Source organism: Lacipirellula sp. (genome assembly GCF_965279485.1).
Classification (GTDB): Bacteria; Planctomycetota; Planctomycetia; order Pirellulales; family Lacipirellulaceae; genus Lacipirellula.
The window spans coordinates 5,050,787-5,071,500 of the sequence record NZ_CBDIIC010000002.1 but is presented as its reverse complement, the minus strand read 5'-3'; the positions used below and the strand labels follow the sequence as shown (position 1 = coordinate 5,071,500).

General features: G+C 61.6%; 16 protein-coding genes. 14 read left to right on the top strand and 2 right to left on the bottom strand.

What is annotated here, in order from left to right; all coding sequences use genetic code 11:
- Positions 1-213: 213 nt before the first annotated feature.
- Entirely contained in the window at positions 214-837 is a 624-nt protein-coding gene (locus ACQY7R_RS27810; RefSeq protein WP_428308790.1) for a methyltransferase family protein, read from the bottom strand.
- Between the two features lie 607 nt (positions 838-1,444).
- On the opposite strand from ACQY7R_RS27810, the gene ACQY7R_RS27805 reads away from it, so the two are divergent.
- The 3 genes from ACQY7R_RS27805 (at position 1,445) to ACQY7R_RS27795 (ending at position 6,128) form a co-directional block, all read left to right on the top strand.
- Positions 1,445-2,860 (top strand): sulfatase family protein, encoded by a 1,416-nt coding sequence (locus tag ACQY7R_RS27805; RefSeq protein ID WP_428308789.1) that lies wholly within the window; start codon positions 1,445-1,447, stop codon positions 2,858-2,860.
- Positions 2,861-3,144: 284 nt separating this feature from the next.
- On the top strand, positions 3,145-4,596 hold the full coding sequence (locus ACQY7R_RS27800; RefSeq protein WP_428308788.1) for a sulfatase: 1,452 nt from the start codon (positions 3,145-3,147) through the stop codon (positions 4,594-4,596).
- On the top strand, positions 4,596-6,128 hold the full coding sequence (locus tag ACQY7R_RS27795) for a sulfatase (RefSeq protein WP_428308787.1): 1,533 nt from the start codon (positions 4,596-4,598) through the stop codon (positions 6,126-6,128). The genes ACQY7R_RS27800 and ACQY7R_RS27795 overlap by 1 nt, the downstream gene beginning before the upstream one ends.
- A gap of 125 nt (positions 6,129-6,253) precedes the next feature.
- Here ACQY7R_RS27795 and ACQY7R_RS27790 read toward each other — a convergent pair whose 3' ends face one another.
- Positions 6,254-7,189: an AraC family transcriptional regulator gene (locus ACQY7R_RS27790; protein WP_428308786.1), complete on the bottom strand. Its 936-nt coding sequence runs from the start codon at positions 7,187-7,189 to the stop codon at positions 6,254-6,256.
- A gap of 227 nt (positions 7,190-7,416) precedes the next feature.
- On the opposite strand from ACQY7R_RS27790, the gene ACQY7R_RS27785 reads away from it, so the two are divergent.
- The 11 genes from ACQY7R_RS27785 (at position 7,417) to ACQY7R_RS27735 (ending at position 20,647) form a co-directional block, all read left to right on the top strand.
- Entirely contained in the window at positions 7,417-8,478 is a 1,062-nt protein-coding gene (locus tag ACQY7R_RS27785) for an NAD(P)-dependent alcohol dehydrogenase (RefSeq protein ID WP_428308785.1), read from the top strand.
- 40 nt (positions 8,479-8,518) lie between these two features.
- Complete coding sequence (locus tag ACQY7R_RS27780; protein WP_428308784.1) at positions 8,519-8,917, top strand: (R)-mandelonitrile lyase; 399 nt, start codon at positions 8,519-8,521, stop codon at positions 8,915-8,917.
- A gap of 48 nt (positions 8,918-8,965) precedes the next feature.
- Positions 8,966-9,973 carry an aldo/keto reductase gene (locus ACQY7R_RS27775; RefSeq protein WP_428308783.1) on the top strand — a complete coding sequence of 336 codons (1,008 nt, stop codon included), beginning with the start codon at positions 8,966-8,968 and terminating at the stop codon, positions 9,971-9,973.
- Between the two features lie 54 nt (positions 9,974-10,027).
- Entirely contained in the window at positions 10,028-11,350 is a 1,323-nt protein-coding gene (locus ACQY7R_RS27770; protein ID WP_428308782.1) for a PQQ-binding-like beta-propeller repeat protein, read from the top strand.
- Between the two features lie 336 nt (positions 11,351-11,686).
- On the top strand, positions 11,687-12,637 hold the full coding sequence (gene epsC, locus ACQY7R_RS27765) for a serine O-acetyltransferase EpsC (RefSeq protein WP_428308781.1): 951 nt from the start codon (positions 11,687-11,689) through the stop codon (positions 12,635-12,637).
- Between the two features lie 159 nt (positions 12,638-12,796).
- The gene (locus ACQY7R_RS27760) at positions 12,797-13,726 is read left to right on the top strand and encodes a family 2A encapsulin nanocompartment shell protein (protein WP_152097989.1); all 930 of its coding nucleotides are present in this window, start codon (positions 12,797-12,799) and stop codon (positions 13,724-13,726) included.
- Entirely contained in the window at positions 13,698-15,833 is a 2,136-nt protein-coding gene (locus ACQY7R_RS27755) for a family 2A encapsulin nanocompartment cargo protein cysteine desulfurase (RefSeq protein ID WP_428308780.1), read from the top strand. Before ACQY7R_RS27760 ends, ACQY7R_RS27755 begins: the two co-directional genes overlap by 29 nt.
- A gap of 206 nt (positions 15,834-16,039) precedes the next feature.
- The gene (locus tag ACQY7R_RS27750; RefSeq protein WP_428308779.1) at positions 16,040-17,047 is read left to right on the top strand and encodes a 2-hydroxyacid dehydrogenase; all 1,008 of its coding nucleotides are present in this window, start codon (positions 16,040-16,042) and stop codon (positions 17,045-17,047) included.
- Between the two features lie 225 nt (positions 17,048-17,272).
- Positions 17,273-18,556 carry an efflux RND transporter periplasmic adaptor subunit gene (locus ACQY7R_RS27745; protein ID WP_428308778.1) on the top strand — a complete coding sequence of 428 codons (1,284 nt, stop codon included), beginning with the start codon at positions 17,273-17,275 and terminating at the stop codon, positions 18,554-18,556.
- Positions 18,557-18,773: 217 nt separating this feature from the next.
- Complete coding sequence (locus ACQY7R_RS27740; protein ID WP_428308777.1) at positions 18,774-19,490, top strand: ABC transporter ATP-binding protein; 717 nt, start codon at positions 18,774-18,776, stop codon at positions 19,488-19,490.
- Positions 19,487-20,647 carry an ABC transporter permease gene (locus ACQY7R_RS27735; protein ID WP_428308776.1) on the top strand — a complete coding sequence of 387 codons (1,161 nt, stop codon included), beginning with the start codon at positions 19,487-19,489 and terminating at the stop codon, positions 20,645-20,647. The genes ACQY7R_RS27740 and ACQY7R_RS27735 overlap by 4 nt, the downstream gene beginning before the upstream one ends.
- Positions 20,648-20,714 lie beyond the last annotated feature (67 nt).

Below are 20,714 nucleotides of genomic sequence, written 5' to 3'. Positions count from 1 at the left end.
TGTGGAGGAAATCGTCATCCTCAACGCCGGTGCAGAATTGGCACTGCAAGGAGTGCTGTGAACTGGCGAGTGTGGACGGCCTCAGTCGGCCTCGCGAGAACAATTACGAGTGGCGTCGAAACAATCGGGCGTCCAATTGCATCGCGTTCCGCACCGCCCAAGCCACCCCTTCGTCCTGAGCGCCGAAATCGGAACCGACGCCACGCCAACTCACTACAGAATTTGCCACGCTTGGATGAGAACAAGCCCCAAGCATGCCGCCAAGGTTGCTTGATACTCGCGATTTTTCTTCCACTGCTTCAGGCTCCAGGCGCCGGCGTGAACGATCAGGCGGCGTGGAATGACCCGTGGAGTGGACTTTGCGTAAGAATCCCAAGCAGCCCCGTACTGCGCGCGAAGCTTAGCTTCTTCATGCATCACCGCAACGCCGAAGAGAAGAGTGAATATCGGGGCGACGACCCACGCCATGCTGAATTGCCCCACGAGCACGCAGAATCCCACCATCATCATCATCGATCCGGCGTATAACGGGTTCCGCATCAACGAATAGGGTCCGACGGTCGTCAATTCCGCATGCTTGCGCAATGTTCCGGCAGCCCACGAGCGTATGGCGGCTCCGGCCAGAACCAACGACAGGCCGGCAAGCGTCTGAGGATCTTGCAGGCTTGTCAAATCTCGCGGCTGAACGCCCGCCGCGAACCCCAATGCGACCATTGCGACGAAGAACGCAGAAGTGAGCGGAACGCGCCGCTTTACTAGCGCCGCAGCGACTCTGCTACCCAGAGTAGCCCACGTTGTGGCGCCGACGGTTTCGTTCGCTTCGCCGCTTGTTGCCATTCGCTCCACTCCGTAGAACGCTTCGCAGAACTCAAAGAACGAAATCGACCTTCACTCGGACGCGGATGCACCGTCACATGTTGATGGCTATCCAGCCTTCGCCGCATATCGCTGCAGGATCGGCGTTTCCTTCGAGAATAGGTCGTCCTCCCAACAGCGCCCGCCTGAAACCTGCTGAACGGCTGATAGCACATTGCCGAGATCGACTTATTTCCGCGAAGACTGGATGAGCGCTGGAGGCGTAACGGCGTTTCTTCGCAAGTCTGGCCGCCATGCCTCGGAAAAGGCCGCAAAGCCGTTAGTCTCATGGCAGCAGGCTGGAGCACCGCTGAGTTGCAACCGCCGCGCACTTCCCGCTGGCAATACTCACGGTAGTCCCGCCGTTGGGCGCGGGCCCCCGTGCTATCTTCGGGGCCAGCTGGCTCTCCTCCGGCAGTTACTCGCCCAAATAGAGCCTTGAGGAGAGGAAGGGAACTAAAAATTGTACGAATTGGCACACTGGTTGCTACCCGCCCAACACTCATTGCCCCGCTGGGGGTTCAGTTACATTAAGGTCAACTACATCATTCTGACTCGCATCAGCTTCCGGCAATCCAGGAACTCAAACGTGAAACGATTTGCACTCCAGCTCACGCGGACCATCGCCGCCGTAGCAATCACCGCGTTCGGGCTCACCACCACGGCGCATGGCGCCGACGCGAAGAAACCAAACGTCATCGTCATCCTCGCCGACGACCTCGGCTGGGGCGAACTCGGCGCTCAAGGGAACAAGCAGATCCCGACGCCGAACATCGACTCGATTCCCGCCAATGGCGTGAAGTTCACGCAAGGCTATGTTTCCGGGCCCTACTGCAGCCCCACGCGAGCCGGCCTGGTGACGGGCCGTTACCAGACGCGCTTCGGCCATGAATGGAACCCGCCGCAAAAGCCGAACGCCGGGTTGCCGGTCGATCAGAAGACAATCGCTGACTATTTGAAGTCGGCCGGCTACGCCACCGGCGTCGTGGGCAAGTGGCATCTTGGCGTGGATGAAAAGTTCCGTCCGTCGAAGCGCGGGTTCGACGAATTCTACGGCACGCTCGCCAACACGCCGTTCTTCCATCCGCAGCTCGTCGACTCGAAGATTTCGGACAATCCGAAGCGGGTCGAAGATCCGGAGTTCTACACGACCGACGCCTACGGCAAGCGGGCCGTCGAGTTCATCACGGAGCATAAGGACGAGCCGTTCTTCCTGTACCTGCCGTTCAACGCGCAGCATGCTCCGCTCGAAGCGCCGCAAAAGTATCTCGATCGCTTTCCGGAGATCAAGGACGAGAAGCGGAAGCATTTCGCCGCCATCCTGTCGGCGACCGATGATGCGATCGGCGACGTGCTGAAGTCGCTCAAGGACAACGGCATCGAAGAGAACACGCTCGTGATTTACCTCGCCGACAACGGCGGCCCGACGCAGGGAACGACTTCGAGCAATCTGCCGCTCCGCGGCGTCAAGATGACGACGCTGGAGGGTGGCGTGCGGGTACCGTTCTACGCTCAGTGGAAGGGGAAAATTCCGGCTGGCCAAGTTTACGAGAACCCGATCATTCAGCTCGACATCATCCCGACCGCGCTGGCGGCCGCGGGAGTTGCCGTGAATCCTGACTGGCAACTCGAGGGGGTCGACTTGCTGCCGTACATCACCGGCAAGAACGAAGCAGCGCCGCACGACGCGTTGTTCTGGCGGTTGGGTGAGCAGTGGGCGGTCCGCAAGGGGGATTGGAAGCTCGTAGCGTCGCGGATCGATGGTCCGCAGCCGCGGCTGTTTAATCTGAGCGAAGACATCGGCGAAGCGAACGATCTCGCCGCGAAGCATCCCGAGAAGGTGGCTGAGCTCCGCAAGGAGTGGGAAGCGTGGAATGAGAAGAACATTCCGGCCGCTTGGGAGCCGAACGGCAATCCCGAAAAGCTGAAGATTCGCAAGGGCGCCGGCAAGCAGGCTCGGCGGAAGCGAGCGGCCCAAGCCGGGGCCACGGCCACTGGACAGTAACTCCCACCACGCGGCAGCCGCTCTGGCAGGGATGCAGGAGCGGCTGCCCGTCATTGGCGGGTTTCCCGCAGGTCAGCCGTGTCCGATCTGCTTAAGGAAAGTCAGTAATTCTTTAAGAATGGGCGCCCCGGCAAGAGTCGGCGTAACTGGGGTCGGAGTTTCATCAAAACGCGCGTTGGCGGCTCATGGTTGACGGAGCCCCCAACGGCAAGCGAGTATCATAGTTGAAGCCTTTTCAGCTCCTTCCGTCGATTCCGATTCCCTTGTCCACGACATCAGTTGATATGCCACGTTTAGCCATCGCCCTCCTCCTGGTCCTTGCGGCCAATTTGTCCCACCTGGCCGCCTCCCACGCCGAAGACAAACCCTCGCGTCCCAACGTGTTGATGATCGCCGCCGACGATTTCAACCACTGGGTCGGCTATCTCGGTCGCAACCGTCAGGCGATTACCCCGAACATCGATCGGCTCGCCCAGCAGGGTGTGTCGTTCACCCGCAGCTACTGCGCGGCGCCTTCGTGCAATCCATCGCGCACGGCCCTCATGTCGGGTCTTCGCCCCGATGCGACCGGCGTCTACGGCAACAACGACGACTGGCGGAAGGTACTCAATGACAAGGTCCACCTCGCCTCGGCCTTTCGCAACGCCGGCTACTACGTCGCCGGCGCCGGCAAGATTTATCACGAAGCCTACCGCAGTCCCGCGGAGTGGGACGACTACCTGAAGGAATCGGGCACAGATCCCATTCCAACTGGCAGCAAGGGAGTCGGCGGCATTCGCTTCGGCGCCGTCGATGCGAACGACGAAGACCTCCGCGAGTGGAAGATCGTGCAGTACGGCATCGACGAGTTGAAGAAAGAGCACGACAAGCCGTTCTTCCTGGCGATCGGGCTGCACAAGCCGCACATGCCGTGGTTCGTGCCGCAAAAGTATTTCGACATGCACCCGCTTGATGAAATCGAGCTGCCGCCGCACATTGAGGATGATCTCGGCGACATTCCGCCCGCCGGCGTGAAGATGGCCAGACCAGACGGCGACCACAAGCAGATGGTCGACTCAGGTCGGTGGAAGGAAGCGATTCAAGCTTACTTGGCCGCGTGCTCGTATTCCGATGCCATGATCGGCCGACTGCTCGATGAACTCGAAAAGAGCCCGTACCGCGACAACACGATTGTCGTCTTCTGGGGCGACCACGGCTGGCACCTCGGCGAGAAGGAGCATTGGCGGAAGTTCGCATTATGGGAAGAAGCGACCCGCGCGCCGCTGATTTGGAAAGTTCCCGGTGTGACGAAGCCCGGTAGCGTCAGCGAGCGGACGGTCGATTTCATGTCGATCTACCCCACGCTCACCGATCTAGCCGGCATCGAGACGCCGGAGCACGTACAGGGGAAGTCGATCCGCCCGCTGCTCGCCGATCCCAAAGCCAAATGGGACACGCCTGCCGTGACGACGCAGGAAGAAGGGAACCACTCTGTACGCAGCGAAGGGTGGCGGTACATCCGTTACCGTAACGGCGACGAAGAGCTGTACGACGAAACGGCCGACCCCTACGAGTACAAGAATCTGGCCGAGGATCCCAACTTCGCGGAGCGAAAAAAAGAACTCTCGCAGTACCTGCCGACGACGAATCTTCCCGACATCTCCGGTGGGCCCGACGGACACAACGCCGAGGGGAAGAAAATGAAGAAGAACCGGAACCAGCAACGCAATCAACAACGCAAGCAGCGAGCTAAGTAATGACTTTTCAATTTCGGACGTACACTACTGCTTTACTGAGCGGCGTCTTCGCGCTGCTCGCGGTTTCCGCTTCAGCTCAAGCCGCTGAGGCGAAGAAACCAAACGTGATTTTCATTCTGGCCGACGACTTGGGTTACTCCGACGTCGCGGCCTACGGCAGCAAGTACCATGAAACGCCGAACATAGACAAGCTCGCCGCCGACGGCGCTCGCTTCACCAACGGCTACACCTGCGGGCCGAACTGCCAACCGACGCGGGCCGCCCTCAACAGCGGTCAGTATGGTCCGCGCACCGGCATCTATACGGTCGGCGGCATCAACCGCTTCGACTGGTCGAAGCGCCCGCTTCGCCCGGTCGACAACGTCGTCCAGTTGCCGCTCGACAAGGTCACGCTCGCCGACTCGATGAAGAAGGCCGGGTACGTGACCGGCATGTTCGGCAAGTGGCACCTCGGCAAAGACGCCGCCCACCACCCGAACAAACGCGGCTTTGACGAAGCGATCGTCTCGCAAGGCAAGCATTTCGACTTCGCGACGGATCCGCAGACCGATCACCCCGATGACCAGTACCTCGCCGACTTCTTGGGCGATAAGGCAGTCGACTTCATCGAACGCCACAAGGACGAGCCGTTCTATCTCTACCTCCCGCATTACGGCGTGCATGCTCCGTACGATGCGAAGGAAGAATTGGTCGCGAAGTTCAAAGACAAGCCGGCGGCAGGCGGACATCACGATCCGCGTTACGCGGCCATGCTGTACAGCGTCGACGAAAGCGTCGGTCGCATTGTCGCGAAATTGGAAGAACTCGGCCTCGACGATGACACGCTGGTGATCTTCAGCAGCGACAACGGCGGCGTCGGCAGCTACGACACGATTGGTCTCGATAAGAAAAACGGCATCACCGACAACTCGCCGCTCAAGGGCGGCAAGGGAACGCTGTATGAAGGGGGCTTCCGCGTACCCTACGTCTTCCGCTGGAAGGGAAAGATTGAGCCGGGCCGCACCGAGGCGACGCCGATCAACTCGGTCGATCTCTACCCGACGCTCGTGGAACTCGCCGGCGGCGAATTGCCGGAGAACTACCCGCTCGACGGCGTTAGCTACGCCAAGCTTCTCACCGAAGAAAAGCCGCTGGAGCGCGGCAAGCCGCTCTTCTGGCACTTCCCCGGCTACCTCGGCGCGAGCGGCGACACCTGGCGGACCACTCCCGGCGGCGCCATCCGCGACGGCGAGTGGAAGCTTATCGAGTACTTCGAGGACGGGCATCTTGAGCTGTACAACGTGACCGAGGACATCGGCGAGAAGAACAACCTCGCTGCGAGCAATCCGGAGAAGGCCAAGGAACTACACGAGAAGCTGAAGGCATGGCGCCAGGAGATCAACGCTCCGCTGCCGACGGCGAATGATCCGACGAAGGCTCAGCCGGTGGTGAAGGCTGGCAAGAACAAGGGGAATAAGGCCGGTAAGGCGAATAAGAATCGCGGCGGCAAAGGGAAGAAGCGCGCCGCAAAGCAAGCGGCGAGTGCGGAGTAGCACTAGCGCTTCCTTGATGAATGCTGTGGCTCCCTCCCCCTCAAGGGGAGCGGACCTCACAATTTCAGTCAATGTGCGGCTTCATGAGTTTGCGATTGAATCTGCCGTAAGATCGCGAAAACATCTCAATCCGAAATCGCTTCGCTCAACTCGCGCAGCCGTTCGATGTTACGAATCGGCGGCTCGCCATAGTTCCGCTTATAATCACGGCTGAAGTGTGACGCATCGTCGTACCCGACGCGATAGCCGGCTTGGGCGGCGTCGAGATTTTCGTTGAGCATCAGTCGCCGCGCTTCTTGAAGCCGCAGTTGTTTCTGGTACTGCAGCGGGCTCATCGCCGTCACCGCTTTGAAGTGGGCGTGGAATCCCGACACGCTCATGTAGAGTTCCTTTGCGACGGCTTCGATTTTCAGCGGCTTGTCGAAGTTGTCGCGAATGATTTCGACCGCGCGAACCATGCGATGCGATTGGCCGCCAAGCGTCGCCAGATGCCGCAGGCGGTTGCCCTGCGCTCCCGTCAGCAGCCGATAGACGATCTCGCGGATCACCAGCGGGCCTAGCACGCGGTACTCGCTTGGCTTGTCGACGAGTCGCACCAGCCGCAGCGTGGCGTTGAGCAAGTCGGGATCGAGCGGGCCGACGTCAACTGCCTTTGCGCTGCCGTCGCTGCGAGCGTCGACGAGTCCCGACTCCACCATCACCGAGGTGACAATTGCGGGATCGAGCGTCAGACGAAAGCCGAGGTAGGGACGCTCCGGCGACGCTTCCACCACTTCGCCCGTGACGGGCAGTTGCATCGTGGTGATCAGGTAGCGAGCGGGGTCGTAGCGGAACGTTTCGTCGCCGAGCAGGACGACCTTGCTCCCCTGGGCCATCAAACAGAACGCCGGCTCGCACACGCTATGGACTCGCTCACCGGGGTGCGACTTCCGGTAGAAGAACACGCCGGGCTGCGGCTCGATCGCGCCGTCTTCGTGCGAGGCGGCGGAGATCCGCTCGGCGAGTTCCGCGAGATCGGCCGCGACGCGGCTGGCAAGCTGGGGACTAAGGTCGTGATTCATGAGGGCATCTTACTAAGCAAGCATCGGCAATTGGCTGGCTCCGCGGGCTGTTTAGAGAATTGTACAAGCATCTGCGAGAATCGTCCGATCGCCTCCCCCAATGTTCGCCATAGAATTGGCCCAGTGCCGAGGAAATGGCCGGTTCCGCTGCGAGCCCGCTGGACGGGACATCAATCAACGGCGCCTCGCTCGACTGCCCCCGACGAACCCCGCTCAGGAAGCTGAAGATGTTCCAAGTTAAAGCCTATTCCGCGACCAGCAAAACCTCGCCCCTCGCCGCGGCCAGCATCCCGCGTCGCACGCCGAACGACCACGACGTGCAGATCGAGATCCTGTTCTGCGGCATCTGCCATTCCGATTTGCATTACGCCCGCGACGAGTGGAACGCCGACATGCCGGCGATTTACCCCTGCGTGCCGGGGCACGAAATTGTCGGGCGCGTCGCAAAGGTCGGCTCGGCGGTCACGAAGCACAAGCCGGGGGACCTCGTGGGCGTCGGCTGCATGGTCGATTCCGACCGCACCTGCCCGAACTGCAAGGAAGGCCTAGAGCAATTCTGCCCAAGCCAAGTCCTCACCTACGGCGGCCCCGACAAGCATGGCACGGCTCCGGTCACGTACGGCGGTTACTCCGACACGATCGTCGTCGACGAGCACTTCGTTCTCAGCATTCCCGCGAGCCTCGATCTCGCCGGAGCGGCCCCGCTACTGTGCGCCGGCATCACCACTTACTCGCCGCTGCGTCACTGGGGCGTCGGCAAGGGGAAGAAGGTCGGCATCGTCGGCCTGGGCGGCTTGGGGCACATGGGGGTGAAGTTCGCCCACGCCTTCGGCGCCCACACCGTCGTGTTCACGACCTCGCCGAGCAAGAAAGAGGATGCGCTTCGACTCGGCGCCGACGAAGTCGTCATCTCGAAGAATGCGAATGAAATGCAAAAGCATGCCGGCAGCTTCGACTTCATCCTCGACGCGGTGGCGGCTCAGCACGACATCAACGCTTACATCCAACTGCTCGCTCGCGACGGCAACATCACGATGGTCGGCGCCCCGGAGAAGCCGCTCTCCGTCGGGGTGTTCGGGCTGATCATGGGGCGACGCAGTTTCTCCGGCTCGCCGATCGGCGGCATCGACGAGACGCAAGAGATGCTCAACTTCTGCGGCGAGCACAACATTACGTCGGACGTGGAAGTGATTCCGATTCAGAAGGTAAACGAAGCCTACGAACGGATTCTCAACTCCGACGTGAAGTACCGCTTCTCGATCGATATGGCGTCGCTCAAGGCGGAGTAAGCTGGGGATTTCCGCCAGCCCAACTCAGAAGGATTGTCCCATGAACATCACTCGGGTAGGCACGCAGCCTTCCGCGAAGGCGCCGGCCGAATACTTCACAGGCGCCGTTCGCCTTGACCGGCTCGTCGGCGCTCCGGAACCGGCGCGGATCTTCGCATCTAACGTCACCTTTGAGCCGGGCGCTCGCACGGCTTGGCACACGCACCCGCTCGGCCAGACGCTGATCGTCACGGCCGGTTGCGGTTGGGCGCAGCGTGAAGGGGGCCCGGTGGAAGAGATTCGACCGGGCGACGTCGTCTGGTTTCCGCCCGGCGAGAAACACTGGCATGGCGCCACGGCGGCTACAGGGATGACTCACATCGCCATCGTTGAGATGCTTGACGGCAAATCGGCGGATTGGTTGGAACAGGTCTCAGACGAGCAGTACCGCGCTGGATGAACCCCAAGCAGGTCGCTCGTTCGCGCTCACGATCACAGGGAGAAGGCAATGCAAACTCGCCAGCTTGGCAACAGCGGTCTCGAAGTTTCAGCCATTGGTCTCGGCTGTATGGGAATGAGCTTTTCCTACGGCCCGCCGAAGGATCAGCGGGAGATGACGTCGCTACTGCACGCTGCGGTGGAACGCGGCGTCACCTTCTTCGATACGGCTGAAGTTTACGGCCCCTACCTCAACGAAGAACTTGTCGGGCCAGCGCTCGCGCCCTATCGCGAGCAGGTGGTGATCGCCACGAAGTTTGGATTCGATCTCCGCGAGGGGATCAACTTCCGCAGTCCTGGCGGGGCGCCGGCGCTCAACAGCCGACCAGAGCATATCAAGCAGGTCGCCGAGGAATCACTCAAGCGGCTACAGATCGAGACGATCGACCTGTTCTATCAGCATCGCGTCGATCCCGCGGTGCCGATTGAAGACGTCGCCGGCGCGGTGAAGGAACTGATCGCAGCGGGCAAGGTCAAACACTTTGGCATGTCGGAAGCAGGCGTGCAGACGATCCGGCGGGCTCACGCGGTGCAGCCGCTCGCCGCGCTGCAGAGCGAATACTCGCTCTGGACGCGCACGCCGGAGCGAGAGGTCATTCCCACGCTGGAAGAACTTGGCATCGGCTTTGTGCCATACAGCCCGCTCGGGAAGGGATTTCTCACCGGCGCCATGAACGCAGAGACGAAGCTCGACTGCGCCGACTTCCGCAACATGCTGCCGAGGTTCACGCCCGAGGCCATGAAGGCGAATCAGGCGTTGGTTGATTTGCTCAGCGCTATCGGCGAGCGAAAGGGGGCGACGCCCGCACAGATTGCGCTCGCCTGGTTGCTCGCTCAGAAACCGTGGATTGTGCCGATTCCAGGTACAACCAAGTTGAATCGGTTGGAAGAAAATCTCGGAGCCGCAGCCGTCGAACTTTCACAGAGCGACCTGGATGAAATCGACGCCGCGGCAGCTAAGATCACGGTGCAGGGCACGCGCTATCCGGAAAAGCTTGAGAAGATGACGGGGCTTTAGACCGCGGGCGTGCGACTTGAAATGAACTGCTTCGTTGTGAGGATTGGGTGCAACATGAGGCATATCGCCTTCAACAAATCTCGCAGTCCGCGCGATCGTTCGATCGGATTCTTGTGCGTGGTGGCAAGCATTGCCGCCGCGTGCATGTGCACCGCTACTGCAACGGCCGCTGATTGGCCGCAGTGGCAGGGCGCCGATCGGAACGCCATGTCGACCGAGCAAGGCTTGCTGCAAGAATGGCCCGCGGGCGGCCCGCCCCTCGCGTGGCGCGTCGACAATCTAGGCGGCGGCGATAGCGCCCCCGCCATCGCCGCGGGACGGCTCTACGGCATGAGCGCCCGCGATGGCGAGGAAATTGCCTGGGCGCTCAACGAGGCCGACGGCAAAGTCGCATGGGAGCAAGCGATTGGCCCAGCCGTCGAGCAACGCATGCCGCAGTCGAAGGAAGGGCCAGGCGGCACCCCCACCGTCGACGGCGAATTACTCTACGTCATCGGGATGGGCGGCGAGTTGGCCTGCCTCCGCGCGGCGGACGGCACGATCGTCTGGAATCGCAACTTGGTGGACGACTTCGGCGGGACGACGCCAATGTGGAGTTTCCGCGAGTCGCCGCTCATCGATGGCGACCGGCTGATCTGCACGCCTGGCGGCGAGGATGCCACGCTCGTCGCGCTCAACAAATTGACTGGCGAAACAATTTGGAAAAGCCAGGCGCCAGGCAGCCCCAAGGCGGCTTACTCCTCGCCAATCGCGATCGACTTCGAGGGGCAGCGGCAATACGTGCAGCTGACGGCGCAGGCGCTCATCGGCGTCGCCGCCTCTGATGGCACATTCCTGTGGGAGTATGCGAAACCGGCCAACCGCAATGGCATCAACTGCACGACGCCGCTCTATCACGACGGCACGGTCTTCGCCGCCTCGGCCTACGGCGCTGGCGGCGGATTGGCGAAGCTTAGCAAGGGATCCAACGGCGAAATCGAGGCCGAGGAGGTCTACTTCACCAACCGGATGCAAAACCATCACGGCGGCATCATTTTATTCGAGGGTTGCCTCTACGGCGCCAACGGCGGCAACGGCGGCGGCAATCTCATCTGCCTCGACGTCGAGAATGGCGACGTGCTGTGGGACGAGCGCCGCGGCGAAACCCGCGTCGGCAAGGGCTCGATCGCATTCGCCGATGGACGGCTCTACTACCGCACGGAAGATGGCACGATGCTCCTCATCCAGCCGAGCGCGGAAAAGTATGTTGAGGTCGGGCGCTTCGACCCGCCAGATCGCACCGACGTCCCGGCGTGGGCTCATCCGGTGATTGCCAACGGCAAGCTTTACGTTCGCGACCAAGATGTGTTGCTCTGCTACGACATCGCAAAGAAATAGGCGCCAAGCGGCTGATGTCACGAAACGCGGCGTGCTTTGTTCAGCCAAGCAAATGTGACGGCCTCGACGCCCCGGATCGGAAGCTTGAGTCGTCTGCGTGGCGGCGCTACACGGCAAGCGGCGATGCGTGCGGGAAGCGTGGTCGATGGCGTGAATTGGGTTGACATTGCGCCGCCGCGATCGCTAAGTTGATCGCTTCAGACATAGAAGAGCTTGCTTGCGCTGACTGGAAAAACCGGAAGCCGGCGATCGCCCTGAGGGTGGTCGCCGGCTTTTTTCGTTTCACGCACGCGAATGGATGCAGTGCCGCCGCCCACCGGCGTCGGCTTGCCAACTATGAACAGTTTTCCGGACAAGGCGGTCGAACACGAGTCCCATGCGCTGCATTGGGATATCGATTCGATTGTTGCGCAATTACGGTCGCTGCGAATGGCGGCCCCAGGCCGGCGGTTCGGCGATCGACCCGCGAAGCTCCCCTCGCAGAAAGCGCTCGCTGGCATTCTGGAAGGCCTCTCGGCGGCTCTTTTCCCAAACCGGCTGGGGCTCCCCGACCTGACGAACGAAGGGGTCGACTACTTCGTCGGCAACACGCTCGATCTAACCCTGCGTGAGTTGCTGGAGCAGGTGCGGCGGGAACTGCAATTCTCCGCCGCCTTGGAATCGAACCCGACCGAGATCCGCGAAACGGCGATCGCGATCACGCGCGAGTTCGCGTCTCAGTTGCCCTCGGTCCGGAAACTGCTCGAAAGTGACATTCGCGCCGCCTACCAAGGCGACCCCGCGGCCCGTAGCGTCGACGAAGTGCTCGTCTGCTACCCCGGCGTCACGGCGATCACCCACCACCGCCTCGCTCATGTGCTGCATGGTCTGGGCGCGCCGCTGCTGGCGCGGATGATCGCTGAAGTCGCCCACTCGACGACCGGCATCGACATTCACCCAGGCGCCCAAATCGCCGGGAGCTTTTTCATCGACCACGGGACCGGGGTAGTGATCGGCGAATCGGCAATCATCGGCGAGCGGGTGCGGCTCTACCAAGCCGTGACGCTCGGCGCCAAACGGTTCCCGACCGACGAAAACGGGGCCATGCTCAAAGGCAACGCCCGCCATCCGATCGTCGAAGACGAAGTCGTGATCTACGCCGGCGCCACGATCCTGGGCCGCATCACGATCGGTAAAGGTTCGGTCATCGGCGGCAACGTCTGGCTGACGCGCAGCGTCCCGCCGGGCAGCAACATTACCCAGGCTAAAAACCGCAGCGAAGCGTTCGACGACGGCGGCGGAATCTAGAAAAAATCGGTGCCGACCGTTAGCTAGCGGCCGGCAACCACTGTTATTTTCTGAAGCGCGAAACTAAAACACTGACGCAGGCTGACTGCTAACGCCGTTCAGCCGACCGCCTCCACCGCTTCAGACGACTGAAGCCCCCATACGAGAAGGAAGGAATCTATGGCCGACGCCCCTCCCCAACTTGCGCTTGGCGACGTCGCCGCACGGCAACTTGCGAACGCGACGAAGACCCCGCCGCAGATGTCGACGATCACCCCCCGGTGGTTGACGCATCTCCTGCCGTGGGTTCCGGTGGAAGCCGGCATTTACCGCCTGAACAAGGTGAAGGACGCCTCCCGCGTCACCGTCGCCTGCTCTCGCCGCGACGAACGCGATCTGCCCGAAACGTTCGTCGATTACGATGAAAATCCCCGCGAGTACATGCTCAGCGCGGTGACGACGATCGTCGACATTCACACCCGCGTCTCCGACCTCTACAGCGTGCCGCACGACCAGATCGGCGAGCAACTGCGGTTGGCGATCGAAACGGTCAAAGAACGCCAAGAGAGCGAACTCCTCAACAACAAGGAGTACGGCCTGCTCACCAACACGGCGCCCGGCATGCGGATCAAGACCCGCAGCGGCCCGCCGACCCCGGACGACATGGACGAGCTGATCGCCCGCGTCTGGAAGGAACCTGGCTTCTTCCTCGCCCATCCGCTCGCGATCGCCGCGTTCGGCCGCGAGTGCACCCGCCGCGGCGTGCCGCCGGCCACGGTGACGATGTTCGGCTCGCAGTTCATCACTTGGCGCGGGATTCCGATCTTCCCCTGCGACAAGCTGGGCACCGAAGGGGGCAAGACGAGCATCGTGCTGATGCGCACCGGCGAATCGCGCCAAGGCGTCATCGGCCTCTACCAACCTGGCCTGCCAGGTCAGCAAGGGATGGGACTTTCCGTCCGGTTCATGGGCATCAGCCGCAAGGCGATCGCATCTTACCTCGTGTCGCTTTATTGCTCCGCCGTCGTCATGACGGAAGATGCGCTCGGCGTGCTCGATAACGTGGAAATCGGAAAGTACCATGACTATCAACATCTCTACAGCAAGTAGTCGCGATCTCCCCGCCGGCTTGCCGCAGAGCACGGGCTCGCTGCCTCAACCGCAGTTGGGCCGCAGTCTGCCTTGCGATGGCACGCTGCTGGAGGGTGCGCTCACCCGTTTGGCAAACGAACTGTACGCCGCCCCTCCCGGGGGCGCGGCGTACGGCATGCAGCCGTTGTCGATCGGAGCCGTGCCAGGCGGAGTGCCTGGCTCGGTCCCCGGAATGCCGGCGGGTCCGAACAGCTTCACGCCCGGCGGTTCAGCTGGCGGGTTTGGTGCGCCGCTGCCATCCTCTCCGCAGGGGTTCATGGGGGGCAGCGGTGGAGCGCCTGCGCAATTCCCTGGCTCGGCGCAAGGCCTCGGTTCGCCGTCGGTCACGCAGCCGCACGTGCCGGCGTCTGGATTCGGTTCGACGTCGCAGTTGCCGGGAACGCCGGCAGTGAGTGGATTAGACTTAACGCCAGAGAGTTCTCTGAACGCTGGCGGCGGCACCGCGTCGCCCACGCCGCCGTTTCCGACGACCGCCGGCCAACAACAAAGCGGCGTTTCGCTGCCAGGCGGCCATCCGCCGCAGACGTTGCAATCGGTCGACGACGATCGCCTGCAATCGGCGCTGGAGCACAGCAACATCTCAGGCGTGCCGAGCAATCGCAGCGGCGCCCCGGCCAGTGGCGTCAACAGCGGACCGTCGGTGGTTCCCGCGTCGTCGCACGCCGTGAATCGCGTCGAAGATGGCTCAACGTTCTATTTTCTGAACGAAGCTCACCAGTTCGCGCGGTTCTCCGCGCCGCCGAGCGATTTGCTGCCGGTACCGGGAGTCTCGCTGCCATCGTCGGCGCCCCGCGTGAGCCAGCCGATCCCAACGGGCGGCCTGGCGCTGCATCAGCCTTTTAGCGTCGAAGCGATCCGCCGCGACTTCCCCATTCTGCAGGAACGCGTCAACGGCCATCCGTTGGTGTGGCTCGACAACGCCGCCACGACGCAGAAGCCGCAGTCGGTCATCGACCGCATCGCGTATTTCTACCAACACGAGAATTCAAACATCCACCGCGCGGCCCACGAACTGGCCGCCCGCGCGACCGATGCCTACGAAGACGCCCGCAACAAGGTGGCGAAGTTTCTCAACGCCTCCTCCAGCAGCGAGATCGTCTTCGTCCGCGGCGCGACCGAGGCGATCAACCTCGTCGCCAAGAGTTGGGGCCGGCAGCATGTCGGCAAGGACGACGAGATCGTTCTGACGAACCTGGAGCATCACGCCAACATCGTGCCGTGGCAGATGCTCGCCCAGGAGACTGGCGCTCGCATTCGCGTCGCCCCGGTCGACGACGACGGGCAGATTCTGCTCGACGAGTACCAAAAGCTGATCACCTCGCGGACGCGGCTTGTGGCGTTCCCGCAGGTGTCGAACGCCCTCGGCACGATCACGCCCGCGAAGGAGATGGTCGCGATCGCCCAGCGGTACGGCGCCCGCGTCCTCGTCGATGGCGCCCAAGCCGTGTCGCACATGCGGGCCGACGTGCAGTCGCTGAACGCCGACTGGTACGTTTTCTCCGGACATAAAGTCTTCGCCCCCACCGGCATCGGCGTCCTCTACGGCAAGCGCGACTTGCTGGAGTCGACGCAACCGTGGCAGGGCGGCGGCAACATGATTCAGGACGTCACCTTCGAGAAGACGATCTACCAAGGGGCGCCGAATCGTTTCGAAGCGGGCACCGGCAACATCGCCGATGCGGTTGGCCTGGGGGCTGCGATCGACTATGTCGAGCGGCTCGGCATCGAGAACATCGCCCGCTACGAGCACGACCTGCTCGTCTACGCGACGCGGGCGCTGCAATCGATCGACGGGCTGCGGCTCATCGGCACCGCTCCCGAAAAGGCGAGCGTGCTCTCGTTCACGCTTGCTGGGCACGAGAACGAGTCGATCGGTAAAGCGCTCAACGCCGAAGGGATCGCCGTTCGCTCGGGCCATCACTGTGCTCAGCCGATTCTCCGCCGCATGGGCGTCGAATCGACCGTGCGGCCCTCGCTGGCGATGTACAACAACGTCGACGATGTGAACCGCTTGGTCGAGGCGATTCACCACGTGAAGTCGGGCAGCATTGGGTATCGCTCGTAGGGGGCGTGCCGCAATTAGTTGCGACTACTGCCCAGAGCGCGATTAGATAATGCGAGTGTTCTGGCTCCCTCCCCTTGAGGGGAGGGCTGGGGAAGGGGTGATGAACCCTGGTACCCGCTGCCGTCACCCCTCCCTAACCCTCCCCCTCAAGGAGAGGGGACCTCAGGGTTCATTTTCTATCGGCCTTTGACTGAGAGTCGACCGCGATGCACGTTTCCGTCTACAGCACGAAGCCGTACGACCGGCAGTTCCTCGATTCAGCCAATCTTGATGCTCACCATCAGTTCCGCTATCTAGACGAGCGGCTGAGCGAGCACACCGCGGTTCTGCAAACCGGTTCCGACGCGGTCTGCATTTTCGTGAACGACGGATGCGATGCCGTGGCGATGGAGCGGCTCGCCGGGCAAGGTTGTCGGCTGATCGCATTGCGGTGCGCGGGATTCAATAACGTCGATCTCAAAGCGGCCGAGCTCTTTGGGATCAAAGTCGTTCGCGTGCCCGCCTACTCACCCTACGCCGTTGCGGAACATACGCTTGCGCTCATCCTCTGCCTCAATCGCAAGATTCACCGCGCGTACAACCGCGTCCGCGAAGGGAACTTCGCGCTCCACGGGCTGCTCGGTTTCGATCTGCATGGCAAGACGGTCGGCATTGTCGGCACCGGCAAGATCGGCGTCATTCTGGCCAAGTCGCTGCTTGGTCTTGGCTGCCGCGTGATCGCTCACGATCCGTTTCAATCGCGCGAGCTCATCGAGCATGGCGGATCGTATGTTGGGATCGAGGAGATTTGGGAGCACTCCGACGTCATCAGTTTCCACTGCCCGCTGACGCCCGAGTCGTACCATCTGGTCAACGACGAGTCGATCGGCCAGATGAAGCGGGGCGTCATGTTGGTGAACACGAGCCGCGGCGGACTCGTCGACGCCGAGGCGGTGATCCGCGGCTTGAAGAATCGCCACATCGGTTCGCTGGCGCTCGACGTTTACGAACAGGAGGCGCCCCTCTTTTTCGAGAACCTGTCCGAGACGATTATCCAAGACGACATCTTCCAGCGATTGCTCACGTTCCCCAACGTGCTGATCACCGGGCATCAGGCCTACTTCACCGATGAGGCATTGCGAAATATCGCCGAGACGACGGTGCACAATCTCACCGCGTTCGAGCGCGGCGAGACGCTGGCGAATGAAGTGACAGCCGCTCACGCGGCTAAATAGCTCCCCCTCCCTCGTAGGGAGGGGCAGGGGAGGGATTGATTTCCTCGCCATTCGATGGCACTGGAGGCCGAATGACAGCGCCGCTGTCACGCTGCGATTTCGCCCTCTTTTCCCGGGCAAGCTTGCCGCTCCCCCAACGAACTCCTTGGGCTATGATGACAGATTGCCTGTACATCGTTACCCTATGGGTTTCCCGCAGTCCCTCCTCCCGCTCCGCCCGCCGCCATGTCTTCGACATCGCCCTCCCCTACCCTACCCAACGTCAAAACGGGTTCGCTGCGCGATGAGCTTTCGTCGCTGCGAATCGACCGCAGCCAAGCTCGCCGCAGTTCGCCGCTCGCGCTACTGGCTTGGGGGCTGCTGCTGTTGGCGATTCTCGGCGCGATCGGCGCTGCGGGCTACGTGGCATTGAAGGATCAACTGTTCCCGCTGCCGGAAGTCGCAGTCGATTCAGTCCGCGTGATGACGCTGGGCCAGTTAAAGACGGAGCTGACCGCGACGGGGTATCTCGAATCTCGTTGGCAGGCCGCGGTCGGCGCGAAGGTGCCTGGCCGCATCGCTGAGATTCCGGTGGAAGAAGGAAGCGAAGTGAAGGCGGGCGACGTGCTCGCGGAGCTTGAGCACGCCGATCTCGACGCGATGCTCGAATCGCGGAAGGTGGCGGTCGCTTTGGCGGAAGCCCAAGTCGCCGAAGCCAAGTTCAACGCCGAGCAATCGCAACGCGACTTCAAGCGCGAGCAAGACGTCTTCAAGCGAAACGCCGGCACGCAGGCGGCACTCGAGAAGGCCCAAACCACCCGCGATGCGAACAAGACGATCCTACAAGCTCGCGAAGCCTCGGTAGCTGCGGCGAAGAATGCGGTTAAGGAAGCGGAAGAGGCGATTCGCAACATGTTCATCTACGCCCCGTTCGACGGCACCGTGGTGACGAAGGACGCGGAAAAAGGCGAGTCGATCATGCCTGGCGGCATGGGCGCCAGTTCGGGCCGTGGCTCGGTGATCACGCTCGCCAAGCTCGATGAACTCGAAGTCGACACCGACGTCAAAGAAGACTATCTGGGGCAGATCCGCAAGGGCCAGCCGACCGAGGTCGTCATCGACGCCGTTCCCGATCATCGCTACCGCGGCAAGCTCCGCGAAATCATCCCGATGGGCGACCGCACCCGCGGCATCGTCAAAGTGAAGGTGGCGATCCTCAACCCCGACGAACGGCTGTTCCCTGAGCTGAGCGCAACAGTCTTCTTTTTGCCCGACCAAAAGGAAGGCGACGCGAACCAATCGGAACGCAAAGGGATCTTTGCTCCAGTGGCCGCCATCCAGGGCGAGGGCGATGAAAAATTCGCCTGGGTCCTCGAAGGCGACCGCGTGCGTAAGGTCTCCGTGACCACCAAGGGCGACGCCGACGGCGGGCTGATCGAAATGGCCTCGCCGTTCAAAGGGGGCGAAATGCTCGTCACCTCGCCGCCGCCGGGCCTGAAGGAAGGGGCCCAGGTGAAGATGGCGGAATAAAGACTTAAACCGCCAAGGACGCCAAGGGAGAATACAACTCTGCGTTCTTCGTCCTGCCGGGTTGTCGACCATGTTCGTTCTCTGATTCGCAATTCATTTCATACAGCTAACAGATCATTCGCATTCGCCATGGCTCGCACGTTCGCCAAGATCCTCTTGGCGTCCTTGGCGTCCTTGGCGGTTAAATCCCCCAAACGCCAGGGATCACCAAGCAGTCATGTCCGATCAACTAGACAGCGTCGTTCAACTCGTCGACGTCACTAAAGGCTTTCGTCGCGACAAGATCGAGATTCCGGTCCTCACCAACACGACGCTCCACATCCCCCGCGGCGATTTCGTCGCGGTGATGGGCCCCTCTGGTTCGGGCAAGTCGACGCTTCTCAATCTGTGCGCTGGCCTCGACCGGCCCACGACTGGCCAGGTGATCGTCAACAATCAAAACCTCGGCCTTCTTTCAGAAGCCAAGCTTTCGAAGTGGCGGAGCGAGAACCTGGGCTTCGTGTTCCAAAACTACAATCTCATGCCGGTGCTCACAGCGCTCGAGAACGTTGAACTGCCGCTGCTGCTGACGCCGCTTTCGCGCGGCGAACGCCGCAAGCACGCCGCGGCGGCGTTGCGGATCGTCGGGCTCGAAGATCGTGCCGACCACTACCCGCGGCAGCTTTCCGGCGGTCAGGAACAACGCGTGTCGATCGCCCGCGCACTCGCGAACGACCCGGTATTGCTGCTCGCCGATGAACCGACTGGTAATCTCGACGCTAACAGCGCTGAAGAGGTGCTGGATTTAATGCAATCGCTCAATCAGCAGTTCGGCACGACGATCATCATGGTGACGCACGATCCGAAGGCGGCCCGCAGTGCGAAACGCCTGCTCCATCTTGAGAAGGGAACGTTCGTACAAGCCGACATCGATGCGCTGGAGGCGACGCGATGAAGTATTTGCCGCTAGTTTTGCGAAATGTGTTTCGCAACAAGATCCGCTCGTTGTTCACAGGGATGTCAATCGCGATCAGCCTGTTTCTGGTGGTGACGCTCTATTCGTTTCTTACATCCCAAGAAGCCGTCATTGAGAAAAACCAGTCGGCAAACCGAGTGGCAATCCTTCACGAAGCGGGACTCGCCGGCCGCTTGCCGATTGCTTACGTCGACCGCGTCCGTCGCGTTGACGGAGTGAAGGTTGCCGCGCCAATGTCTTGGTTCGGGGGCAAGTACCGCAATGAAAAAACTCAGTTCCCGCAATTTGCGACCGATCCGCAAACGCTGTTCGAAGTTTACCCCGAGCTGACCATACCGGCTGAGCAACTCGCCGCGTGGCAGAAAGATAAGACGGGTTGCGTCGTCGGCACGCTCCTCGCCCGCAACATGAAATGGAAAATCGGCGATAAAGTCGTACTGCAAGGAGACATCTACCCCGTCGATCTCGAACTGACGGTCAGCGGCATCTACGACGGCCCGGAGTCGATGGACCGCGGCTGGGTCGTTTTTCACTTCGACTACTTCGACGAAGCGTTGAAGAAAGCCCGCGCCCCCAATTCGGGCAATGCTGGCATCGTGATGCTCCGCGCGAATTCCGCGCAGAAGATGCCGCTCGTGATGAAAGCGATTGAAGACTCCTTCGCTAGCTCCGACGCCCCGGTCCAAGCGATGACCGAGAAGCAATTCGCCCAGTCATTCCTCGAAATGATGGGAAACATCCAAGGCTTCATTCGCTTGACTTCGTTTGCCGTCGTTCTCGCCTTGCTGTGCGTCGCCGGCAATACGATGGCGATGGCGCTGCGCGAGCGCACGCGTGAAATCGCAACCCTTAAGGCGATTGGCTTCAATCAGACGATCGTGATGGGCATGTACTTGGCCGAAGCCCTCGCTATCGGCCTCCTCGGAGGCATCGCTGGAGCATTCGGCGCGAAATTGCTGTTTGCCACGGTCGACCTCAGCTACCTCGATCCGAATCTTGCAATGTTTTTCATTCCGTGGGGAACGGCGCTATGGGGACTCGTGTTGGGCGGGTTCATTGGCCTGCTCAGCGGTCTAATCCCCGCCTGGAACGCCGCCCATCTCAGCGTCGTCGATGGCCTGCGAAGAGTCGTATGAACGAGGCTGTTCCAGACTTAGTCAGCGTTTACATTTCCCCTGCTCCGCCTTCCCGCTCGCCACAATT

Coding starts and splice junctions, on each gene's coding strand:
- ACQY7R_RS27810 (WP_428308790.1), bottom strand. CDS start 837: ATGGCAACAAGCGGCGAAGCGAACGAAACCGTCGGCGCCACAACGTGG.
- ACQY7R_RS27800 (WP_428308788.1), top strand. CDS start 3,145: ATGCCACGTTTAGCCATCGCCCTCCTCCTGGTCCTTGCGGCCAATTTG.
- ACQY7R_RS27795 (WP_428308787.1), top strand. CDS start 4,596: ATGACTTTTCAATTTCGGACGTACACTACTGCTTTACTGAGCGGCGTC.
- ACQY7R_RS27790 (WP_428308786.1), bottom strand. CDS start 7,189: ATGAATCACGACCTTAGTCCCCAGCTTGCCAGCCGCGTCGCGGCCGAT.
- ACQY7R_RS27785 (WP_428308785.1), top strand. CDS start 7,417: ATGTTCCAAGTTAAAGCCTATTCCGCGACCAGCAAAACCTCGCCCCTC.
- ACQY7R_RS27780 (WP_428308784.1), top strand. CDS start 8,519: ATGAACATCACTCGGGTAGGCACGCAGCCTTCCGCGAAGGCGCCGGCC.
- ACQY7R_RS27775 (WP_428308783.1), top strand. CDS start 8,966: ATGCAAACTCGCCAGCTTGGCAACAGCGGTCTCGAAGTTTCAGCCATT.
- ACQY7R_RS27770 (WP_428308782.1), top strand. CDS start 10,028: ATGAGGCATATCGCCTTCAACAAATCTCGCAGTCCGCGCGATCGTTCG.
- epsC (WP_428308781.1), top strand. CDS start 11,687: ATGAACAGTTTTCCGGACAAGGCGGTCGAACACGAGTCCCATGCGCTG.
- ACQY7R_RS27760 (WP_152097989.1), top strand. CDS start 12,797: ATGGCCGACGCCCCTCCCCAACTTGCGCTTGGCGACGTCGCCGCACGG.
- ACQY7R_RS27755 (WP_428308780.1), top strand. CDS start 13,698: ATGACTATCAACATCTCTACAGCAAGTAGTCGCGATCTCCCCGCCGGC.
- ACQY7R_RS27750 (WP_428308779.1), top strand. CDS start 16,040: ATGCACGTTTCCGTCTACAGCACGAAGCCGTACGACCGGCAGTTCCTC.
- ACQY7R_RS27745 (WP_428308778.1), top strand. CDS start 17,273: ATGTCTTCGACATCGCCCTCCCCTACCCTACCCAACGTCAAAACGGGT.
- ACQY7R_RS27740 (WP_428308777.1), top strand. CDS start 18,774: ATGTCCGATCAACTAGACAGCGTCGTTCAACTCGTCGACGTCACTAAA.
- ACQY7R_RS27735 (WP_428308776.1), top strand. CDS start 19,487: ATGAAGTATTTGCCGCTAGTTTTGCGAAATGTGTTTCGCAACAAGATC.